This window comes from Streptomyces sp. P9(2023), assembly GCF_032436795.1.
GTDB lineage: Bacteria > Actinomycetota > Actinomycetes > Streptomycetales > Streptomycetaceae > Streptomyces.
The window spans coordinates 1-205 of sequence record NZ_JAUPWM010000822.1 but is presented as its reverse complement, the minus strand read 5'-3'; the positions used below and the strand labels follow the sequence as shown (position 1 = coordinate 205).

The 205-nt window shown below is 68.8% G+C and carries 1 protein-coding gene; it reads right to left on the bottom strand.

All coding sequences use genetic code 11. The features are described from left to right. The coding region (locus tag Q5762_RS39575) for a hypothetical protein (protein ID WP_315897159.1) at nt 1-205 on the bottom strand (205 nt) is incomplete at both ends.

Here is a 205-nt window from a genome sequence, read left to right as displayed (position 1 = left end):
TGGGCGCCGTCGGCGATCAGGTCGAGGATGGTGGCGATCTGGGTGTCGGTGATGGTGCCGCGCGCAGCCTCGACCTCGACGGTTTCGACGGTGGCGTCAGCGGTCTCGACAGTCTCGGTGGTGGGCTCGGGCATCGGCACATCGTCGATGCTGGCGTAGTGGTCGAGGAGCTGCTCGTCGGCGGTGCGGTACAGGGCGACGCGGT